The 9,200-nt window shown below is 50.4% G+C and carries 10 protein-coding genes; 1 reads left to right on the top strand and 9 read right to left on the bottom strand.

Annotated features, from left to right (window positions below):
* Positions 1-113: 113 nt before the first annotated feature.
* The 3 genes from AC14M5_RS03720 to AC14M5_RS03710 form a co-directional block, all read right to left on the bottom strand.
* Positions 114-722: a helix-turn-helix transcriptional regulator gene (locus AC14M5_RS03720; RefSeq protein WP_484028287.1), complete on the bottom strand. Its 609-nt coding sequence runs from the start codon at positions 720-722 to the stop codon at positions 114-116.
* Positions 723-1,622 carry a S1C family serine protease gene (locus tag AC14M5_RS03715; protein ID WP_484028286.1) on the bottom strand — a complete coding sequence of 300 codons (900 nt, stop codon included), beginning with the start codon at positions 1,620-1,622 and terminating at the stop codon, positions 723-725.
* A 150-nt stretch (positions 1,623-1,772) separates the two neighbouring features.
* Positions 1,773-2,702 (bottom strand): 2-dehydropantoate 2-reductase, encoded by a 930-nt coding sequence (locus AC14M5_RS03710; RefSeq protein WP_484028285.1) that lies wholly within the window; start codon positions 2,700-2,702, stop codon positions 1,773-1,775.
* 186 nt (positions 2,703-2,888) lie between these two features.
* Here AC14M5_RS03710 and AC14M5_RS03705 point away from each other — a divergent pair, with 186 nt between their 5' ends.
* Entirely contained in the window at positions 2,889-3,413 is a 525-nt protein-coding gene (locus AC14M5_RS03705; RefSeq protein ID WP_484028284.1) for a GNAT family N-acetyltransferase, read from the top strand.
* A gap of 189 nt (positions 3,414-3,602) precedes the next feature.
* Here AC14M5_RS03705 and AC14M5_RS03700 read toward each other — a convergent pair whose 3' ends face one another.
* The 6 genes from AC14M5_RS03700 to AC14M5_RS03675 form a co-directional block, all read right to left on the bottom strand.
* Complete coding sequence (locus AC14M5_RS03700; protein ID WP_484028283.1) at positions 3,603-4,952, bottom strand: MFS transporter; 1,350 nt, start codon at positions 4,950-4,952, stop codon at positions 3,603-3,605.
* 258 nt (positions 4,953-5,210) lie between these two features.
* Positions 5,211-5,597, bottom strand: coding sequence for an SHOCT-like domain-containing protein (locus AC14M5_RS03695; RefSeq protein ID WP_484028282.1), 387 nt, complete (start codon positions 5,595-5,597; stop codon positions 5,211-5,213).
* A gap of 66 nt (positions 5,598-5,663) precedes the next feature.
* Positions 5,664-6,932: an MFS transporter gene (locus AC14M5_RS03690; protein WP_484028281.1), complete on the bottom strand. Its 1,269-nt coding sequence runs from the start codon at positions 6,930-6,932 to the stop codon at positions 5,664-5,666.
* A 3-nt stretch (positions 6,933-6,935) separates the two neighbouring features.
* A complete protein-coding gene (locus AC14M5_RS03685; protein WP_484028280.1) occupies positions 6,936-7,562 on the bottom strand; it encodes an SHOCT-like domain-containing protein in 627 nt (208 codons plus the stop codon).
* A complete protein-coding gene (locus tag AC14M5_RS03680) occupies positions 7,562-8,659 on the bottom strand; it encodes a DUF4097 family beta strand repeat-containing protein (RefSeq protein ID WP_484028279.1) in 1,098 nt (365 codons plus the stop codon). The genes AC14M5_RS03685 and AC14M5_RS03680 overlap by 1 nt, the downstream gene beginning before the upstream one ends.
* A 3-nt stretch (positions 8,660-8,662) precedes the next feature.
* Positions 8,663-9,046: a DUF2089 family protein gene (locus AC14M5_RS03675; RefSeq protein ID WP_484028278.1), complete on the bottom strand. Its 384-nt coding sequence runs from the start codon at positions 9,044-9,046 to the stop codon at positions 8,663-8,665.
* Positions 9,047-9,200 lie beyond the last annotated feature (154 nt).

Below are 9,200 nucleotides of genomic sequence, written 5' to 3'. Positions count from 1 at the left end.
GATGGCATCCTGGTGATGGGCATTGTCATCGTGGTAATCGTCATCACCCCCCTTTTGTTTCGCAAAAAAAAAGAAATAAAAAAATTCCGCTGACAAAATCAGCGGAATTTTTTTTATAACGAAATCAAGCCAAGCTCAATGCCTCGCCGCACCGCCTCGGTGCGGCTCGAAATCCCCAGCTTTGCATATAAAGACGAAAGATGAAATTTCACGGTGTGTTCGCTGATGCCAAGCGAAAGCGCGATCTGTTTATTCGCCAGCCCCAACGCCATCAATTGCAGGACTTCCTTCTCCCGGGCCGTTAACGGCTCGATCAGCGACTCTTCACCTGAGGCTTCGCCTGCTCTTTGAAAGCGCATCAGACCCTCGACCAAGCCTGGTGCGCCAACCCACAGCCCTTCCCCTACCGCGTGGACTGCTGCCACTAATTCATCCTCTGTCACATCAACAGAAAGAACGCCCCACGTCCGTTCCTTTGAACTTGACAGGGATCGAACCGAATCAACATCGTCCGTTAGAAGCAGAATTGCGTAATCCTTTTTCCCATTCAACAAAGGAACAGCAGAGACCGAGGCGAGTAATACCACCTCGGTCTCTGCTTCATTGATATTTTCAAGATTAACCGATTCGCCGATCACGCTGATTTCAGGATGATCTGCCAGCATTTCACGCAGGCCAACCCGCAAGGCATGATTCGGCGAAACAATTGTGACGCGGATCAATTATCTTTCTCCAACGACCACATCCACAACCTGCAATTTGCCGCCGCGCAAAACATCCAATGGCGTAGGCTTGCCAACCACGTCCCCGCTCAAGCGTGTGAACAACTCATCGTGGTGCTCAATGGCTTCGCCTGCAACACCAACCAGGATGTCGCCTACCAGCAATCCGCCTTTGCCGGCAGGGCTGTCTGACTCCAGGCCGACGATCAAGAGACCCGTCTCCTGTTTGCGGTTCAATTGCTTTTGGCCCTCAGCAGGGATATTAACCGTCTGGCTGCGGATGCCGAGATAGCCGCGTTTGATCTTGCCAAATTTGGCGAGGGTCTCAGCAGTCTTCCACGCAAGGTCAGCAGGGATAGTGATCGCCCCACCACTGCGGAAGCCAGAGGTGTTGATACCAAAAACCTGACCATCTCCATTAATAAGCGGCCCACCCGAAAAGCCCGGGTATGAAACCACGTCTGTTTTGATGTAGCGTTCCAGCATTCCGCCTCTTCCGGTACGGACGGGCCCGCCAATGGAGTTAACCGTGCCAAAGCTGGATTCGACTCCATCTTTGGAGGGGCGGCCAATTGCCAAAACAAACTGTCCCACGCGCGCAGGCGTCTTTGCAACTACGGCGGGAGTGGCTGAGGCGGAGTCTAATTTCAAGACTGCCAAATCAGTTCCCGGGTCCCGACCAGCGAGGCGGGCGGTGAGTTCTGTCCCATCAGCGAGAAGTACCTTGATGTCTTCTTCGCGTTCCACCACATGGTCGGCGGTCAAAATCATATCTTTTGCAGAAGCGATTCCGCTGGCTGGGAAGTGGCGGCGCGCATCCACCAATACTGTGGATTTGCCCGCCTGTTCAACGGAGTCGGCCATTGCATCTGAAAGTTCGGTAAATATATTTTTGCTCATTGGTTATCTCCTTGAGGCGAGTATAGCGAAGGTGCGCCTGGAGTGTATCGCCGAAAGGGATTGTTTTGAACTGGAAGTTTGGGTAGGTGTTGTTGAGTAAAGAGTAAAAAGTGAGAAGTGAGAAGCGGTATGAAAAAAGTTTCTTTGTGATTATTTTCCTCGCGCTTTTTGTTCAAGCGGAAGTAGTTCAACGTAAATCTTTTCATGCGTGGGAGTTGGTACACCCACTGCGCGTCCCATGCGGATGACTGCACCTGTTTGTTCGTTCAACTCGGAGGGGTGCCCTTCCATCATATCTTTTTGCATGGATGGGATCACATCGGGCTGAATGGCGTCGATGCGTTTCATTATGTCGGAGACCAGGCTTTCTGAAAGCGGAACACCGCGGGCACGGGCCACCGCGGCAGTTTCATTCATGGCATTTAAAAGCATTGCACGCTTTTCTGGATTGTCACGATATCCTCCAATGGGCTGGCGGGTAAATGCACCCACTCCACTTGTGCCAGAAATGAAGATGAACTTTTCCCACATGGCAGCATTGATATCCGCAGGTACATCCACTGTGATGCCGTTAAGTGCGGAAAACATTTTTTGCAAAGATTCAACGCGCGGACTTTTTGAATTGTCCAATTCACCAAATGAGATGGAGGGCTGAATACCAATATGGCGGATATGCCCTGGCGCGGCAATAAAAGCACTGATGCGGCACAACCCGCCTAAGACATGCTCATGCCCGAATGCGTTAAGCAAGGCATCCATGTGTTCCATACCATTCAACAGGGGCAGAATCATCGTCCCATTGCCTACCAACGGCTTCATCTGCTGGATGGCAGAATCCAACTGCCAGGCTTTAGTGGCGAGGATGACCAAATCCACATGACCAATCGATTGCGGCGAGTCTGCTGCTTGGGCGGGGTTAATTACAAAATCACCACTTATTGAATCAACACGCAGGCCTGATTCTTTGATCGCGGCAAGGTGGGCACCTCGGGCAATGAAGGTTACATCCTGCCCAGCTTGTGCGAGCCTGCCACCGAAGTATCCGCCAACACCACCTGAGCCAAAGACCGCTATTTTCATTGAGTTCTCCAATTCCATTGCTGGTAATATACAATATAGAAATTCAAAGCAAGTATTTTACGATACGCAGTGTCATTCTGAGCGACAGCGAAGAATCTCTGAGATTATCGTAGAGACCCTTCGCTACCGCTCAGGGCGACACGCTTTCTAGATGAAGTATATCTTACACAATGAGTTAAGTTTAATATGGAAACCTCACCCAAAATTCCAATGATCACAACTCAGAGGCTGGTCTTGCGTCCATTTTCGATGGCCGATCTGGCGGCGCTTAAGCCTATCGTGCAGGAGCCTGATATATTTCGCTATTTTCCGAATCAGGAAGCATGGTCAGATGAAAAAACTGAGAGCTACATTCAATATCAGGTTAATCACTGGCGTGTTTATGGATACGGTCACTGGGCGGTGGTGATCCGTGAAACGGGGCAGATCATCGGCTGGAATGGGTTGGAGTTTTTACCTGATACAAATGAAACCGAAGTCGGTTATCTTTTGAGCAGGGCCTTTTGGGGAAAGGGATATGCTACAGAATCGGCAAGTGCGGCAGTTCAGTTTGGATTAAACAAAAAAGGCTTGAAAGAGATCATTGGGTTGACCCACCCTGAGAATGTCGCGTCACAACATGTGCTGGAGAAAAGCGGACTCGTGTTCACGCGGAGCGCACCCTATTTCGGGTTGGAAATGTTCAGGTACTCCACGCAGGTGTCAGTTTAAGAAAGAAGCGGTAAATCAATCTTAAATTAATCCCAAAATTAATATGGGACGCGGACGAGCGCTGATGAGCACGGATTCGAAAAATGAATCCGCGTTTTCCGCGTAAATCTGCGTCCTATTCGATCTTAAAAAGAAACTCACCCTCGAAAATAATTTCGGGATGAGTCATGTTTAATTCAAATCGTTTTATCAAGCAGGGACTGCATCCGCTTTTGGAAGTTCGTCATGATCGGGAAGAATGGATTCTGCGTTGTGAATGGCAGGGATGAAATATCCGGCCAGGCCAACAAATACACTGAATAGGCCGCAGAAGAAAATGATCAAACCCATACCTGCGCCGGGGCCGATGCCAACCATCCAGCCAAATGTTTCAGAGAGGGTGCTTGTCACGCGCATTTGCGGCTCAAGCACAAAATCTGCCATGGTGCCTGCAATGATCGGTGAAATGGGGTTGGTAAGCCAGGCGATCAAACGACGGGCCGAGAAAACACGCCCTTGAAGGTCCGGTGCAACTTTGGATTGCCAAATGGCCTGATTGGAACCATTGACTAGCGGCCCGACGATAGCGGCAATAATTACCCCTGTGACCCAGATCGGTAAGCCTCCGATCAGGCCGACAATTGCCATGCCGAACCCAGTGACCATCCACCCGAGCAGGACGCCATTTACGCGGCGTTTGAAACCACCCCAGGCACTCATTAGAACGCCGCCAATCACCCCGCCCACTGCACCAGCCGTTTGCACTGAGCCTAGCATGAGGCTATCACTGCCGGTGCGAGAGAGTACCATCGGGGCCAGCAGTGTGAAGCCGATACCAGCAAAGAGGTTGCCAACAAAGAAGACCATCTGCAGGCCAAGCAAACTTGGGCGGGCAAAGATATATTTGAATCCGTAGGCAGCTTCTTTCAGGATGCCACCACTTCCCTTTTCACCTTCTTGAGTGCGAGGGGGCTGAGGGACATGAACGATCATCAATGCGCCTATTGCGAGGATAAACGTAGCCACATCAAAGATCAAGATACCAGTGAGACCGATAATGGGAAGTAATGCACCTGCGAGCAAGGGCGCGATTACGTTCGGCCCCGCTTCAACCAGTGACATCATGCCATTGGCACGCCCGTATTGTTCCTTTGGAACCATGGTGGTGATGGCCGCGGAATAGGCAGGCCATTGAAATGCCATGCCAAGGCCATAGATCACGGACGCGAAATACAGATGCCAGAATTCAAGAATGCCCAACGACTGAAAGATGAGGATCAAAATGGTAGCAAGGCCGGCAACAAGATCACTGACCATCATCATCATTTTGCGGTTGTGGCGATCCACCATGACACCAGCTATGGGGGAAATGATCAGAAACGGGGTAATGAAGAAGACCTGCATCAGGCCCAATGCAGTGGCGCTTCCCGTCTCCTTGAACATGAATATGGTGAGGCCAAACTGACTCATTGCACTGGCAAGCACAGAAATGATCTGGCCAATCCAGACAATGGTGAAACCGAACATGCCACTGGGGCGTTTGGGAGTAGTCTCTTCCATGAGTTATTTTCCTATATTTTTAAATAACTTGCCTTATGCAGTGTCATTCTGAGCGAAGCGAAGAATCTCAGATTTCAGCAGTAGAGACCCTTCGCTTCGCTCAGGGAATCACGATGGGATACGAAAGGGCAGTAATAACTATAAAAAGCATTTAATGCAAGCCTGTGGTAATTAACCAGGCATAGGCAATTTATAAAGGGAAGGGGTTATTGCAACAATTTATAGAAGTAAAACAACATTTCACACTCACCTTTCAAACTATTCAACGAATATCTCAACGTGTTCGCCGTCTTCCTCGTCAACTACATCAATAATCTTGCCTGTCACGCCCATGCGCAGGGCTTCCATCACGTTGGTCATGTCCACGCCCTGTACTTCGGGGGCAAAATGAGCACCGATCTTCATACCTGCATCCACCAATGCCAGCGGAATTTGGACAGAGGCTTTCGAGCGTCCTGTGCGGGTATCCGTCACACGGACTCGAAGCCAGCGTGCGCCTCCTCCGGCCCCAGGTGGGCGAGGCGGCGTGGGAATGCCACGGCGTGTATCGCTTAATGCCGCCAGCAGCTTTGAACCTTCATCCGCACTAATCTTGCCTTCTTCGATCAACTTCAGGATTTTCATTCTTTCTTCGCTGTTTGCCATGTTCATATCTCCTATCTGACTATCTGCTGCGTTCCAGGTAAACCAGAACGAACAGTATTATTTACTCTAGCTTGCAACAACAGGCAAACTCTCATCCGTTGTTTCTTCTGTCGCTGGTTCTTCCACTTTGGGAAGTTTGAACTTTATCCAAATCGGTATCACGGACAACATTAAAACGACTGCGGTCACTGTAAATGGGAAGGTCGGGCTGACGCGGTCCCACATCTGCGCGCCGATCCATGGCGAAGGCAGTGAGAAGATTCCCAAACTGGTGCTGAACAATCCAAATGCCATACCGCGATTTTTCTGAGGCACAGCCTTGCTGATCAACGATTGGTAGGCAGGAGCAGAAACACCCGCGCCCATGCCCGCCAAACCCCAGCCCAGATAATACATCCACTGATTGCCTGATGGAATATTGACCAGAACAAATAACGCGCTGGACATTAAAGCCATTCCAAGCGCAATGCCCACGCGTTCGCCAGTCTTGTCAGATAGCCAGCCGCCGGGGATGGTGGTTGCCATCATTGCCATGCCAAAGAACGACATGACCCAGCCGATCTGCTGGAGCGAAAGTCCGCCTATATCCTGCATGTAAACGGGGAAAAGATTTTCTGAAAACTGGAAGGAAATATCGCGCATCCCATCGGTCACCAGCATCCAGGTAATGAGGCCGCCTGAAAAGATCAAGGCGAACATCGCGCGTAAATTTATTTTCAAGCCAGCGAAAGTAAGTTTATCCGTTTTGGCAGTGGCCGTCTTTGCCGCTTCGCGCGCCATGCTTAAACGCATGATCATCGCGATAAAGTAAAAAATACCCGCCGCCAACAGCATCAACTTAAAACCGTATGCTCCAGCCATCCATCCGCCTAGTGGAGGCCCGATCACGGTGACGATCATAAAGATAGCCTGCGAAATGCCAAATACCTTTCCGCGATTCTCTTCGCTGGAATGTTCTGCAATGAAGGCGTCGAAGCTGGGTCCCACCAGCGAACGCGCTACAGCGCCAAAGGCCACCGCCAATAACAGCCACTCCCATGTATCAGCCAGAATCAGTGGAATAAAACCGATGACACCGAAGACGCTACCAATCGCAATCGCTCGCAAACGCCCCAGGGTATCCGAGACCCATCCACCTAAAATCTGCAAAAGTAGTGGCACGATCTGTGAAAGAGTAAAGAACAATCCGATCTGCGTAATCGAGGCCTCAAGGTCTTTAAGGTAAAGCGGCAGCATGGAGCCATACATATTTCCGCCGATATTGGCAAAGACCATGGCCGCCAGAAAAAGAATCAGCAGCCCACTTAGTAAAGGTTTCTTCTTAATAGTTTCCATTTTCTATCCTATAAACACTTGTACTTTTTCACCATCGTCATCATCATCCACATGCACGATCAGCGGCTCGGTGATATTTTTTGCCATGGCAATCGCCTGCACCACTTCATCAACATTGGTATTCTTAAGTCCGCTGATGTAGCTGCCGAAATTTGTCAGGAACCAACTGGCAAGCCCGAGCGGGAGAGGAAGCGCAATCGTAATATTGCGCGGCCCATCTGTATCCCTCGAGCGAGTGCGATCCACATTCAAATATAACCAGCGTGAAGTCCTGCTCCCAGCGCCCATCACAGTGAACAAGATCCCCAGGAAGAGCGGCATGCTCATACAATAAAACCAGAAATTGATACCCGCGTTTTGTTGGATGCCAAACATGGCCCATGCGCTGAAAACCGTGAAGATGACTCCGATCCAGAGGAATACGCTGGCGAAACGATTGGCGCGCCTGCGGACCTGGTCAAACTCTGGAGCATCGCTTCTCTCCCCGCCCATGCCTGATACTGCTTCGATAACTTCGACTTCATCCTCAACAGAGTCGTCTAATGCGCGCATCAATGTTGCAGCTTCTTCCGCACTGATCTTTCCATCCGCGACCATCTGTAAAATTTTCTTGCGCTCTTCAGATGACATTAAGAGCCTCCTTCCAATGCTGCCAATAGTTGTTCGGCTTCTTCGGCAGTGATCTTTTTATCCTGCAACATCTTCAAGATCGTGAGCCGCTCTTCCTCAGAGACTGTGGGTTTGAACGGCATCGGCACGCCCTTTGGAGCAAAATCCCAATTCCAGCGGCCAATTTCCAAAGCTTTACCACGGCGGGAGCGGCGTTCGGCTTCGCGTGTCTTTTGCTCAATACGGCGCGCGGCTTCATCTACTTTGCGTTGTGCGCGTTGGGTTGCCTGTTCTACTCGGCGGGAGATCCGCTCGCCAAAGCCAGACCAATCCATGCCAAGCCCTGCAAAGTTGCCGAAGTCTTCAGCCGATTCGCCAGCATCCGATTGGTTGCTCACGCGGATGTCTCCGCCTGCATTAAGTGTTATTGTTGCAGAGCCGTCACCAAGTGTAACCACGCGGCTGGTGGCGTCTTCATCATCTTCAATACCCTTCCATTCCACATCAATATCATCGGCATTGAGGGTCAGGGTTGCATTGGCCTTTGGAGGCATTACCAGCAAAATGTCATCGCCAGCCGTAACTGAATACACGTTGCCAGCCTGCGGGTTGACATACATCACCACATCCTCAGCTACATTCGCGCTGACATTTCCACGCACATCGCGCAGGGCAAGATCATCGGCGACTGAATCGAGGCTTACATTCCCGTCCACATCGCGGATGGATACGTCGCTGTGAGCATTTTTGATAGATAAATGCCCTTTTGCGCCTCGCAGGCTAAAGTCCGCATGAATCGCCTCAATCGCAACTGAATTCACATCACGGATCGAAAGGTCGCCACTGATCTCCTTTAACTCAATACCGCCCATCACGCCGCGAATGGATGCGTCGCCGCCAATACGATTAATAGTTATAGAAGCAGCCTTGGGCACTCGCAAAGAGAGATCGTCATCGCTGGAGATGTTTACCTGGTCGCCATCCTGGCTGAAATGCAGTTCATCATCATCGGCTTTGAGAAGGATGTCATCCCCTTCCCAACCAACGAGGCTGAGATCTCCACCAATTGATTCGATCATAATCTTTGGTGCACGCCCTGCAGAAATAGTTTTAGACATGGTTTACTCCTCTTCTCCGCGCAAGATGCGCATGGCTTGGTCTGCAGTGATCCTGCCGGCTTCAAGGTCGGCAATGGCACTGCTTCTTTTTTCAGCGTCAATCTCAGGGGATTCATCCTTGCCGGGTTCGTATCCCAAAGCGCGGATAACTTCATGTAAGCGATTGCGAATGGTAGGGTAGGAAAGGCCGAGCTCCTGTTCCATGCGGTTGATCTTGCCTTCGCAGCGCACAAAGGTAAACACGAACTCCAATTGATCGGGGGTTAGGTTTGAAAACTGTCCCATGGCAAAATGACCTTCAATCGTGGTATCACAGGATGGGCAGTGTAATCGGGCAACTTCCAATTCAGATTGGCAGATCGGGCAAATTGTGGGAGCGGGGCGCATGAGTTGATTCTCCTAGAATGCAGCAATTTTATGGGTCATATACTGTAAAATAATATTATGCTCTGGTCTTTTTGGCTTTGCCTTGTGAAAACTCCAGTTGATTTGTTCGTAACGAGGCGGCATATTGAGCCTGTAGCTTTTCACCTTTCTTAAC

This window comes from Candidatus Villigracilis sp. (assembly GCF_057083605.1).
The sequence above is the reverse complement of the archived record's forward strand: the minus strand, read 5'-3'. Positions and strand labels throughout refer to the sequence as shown.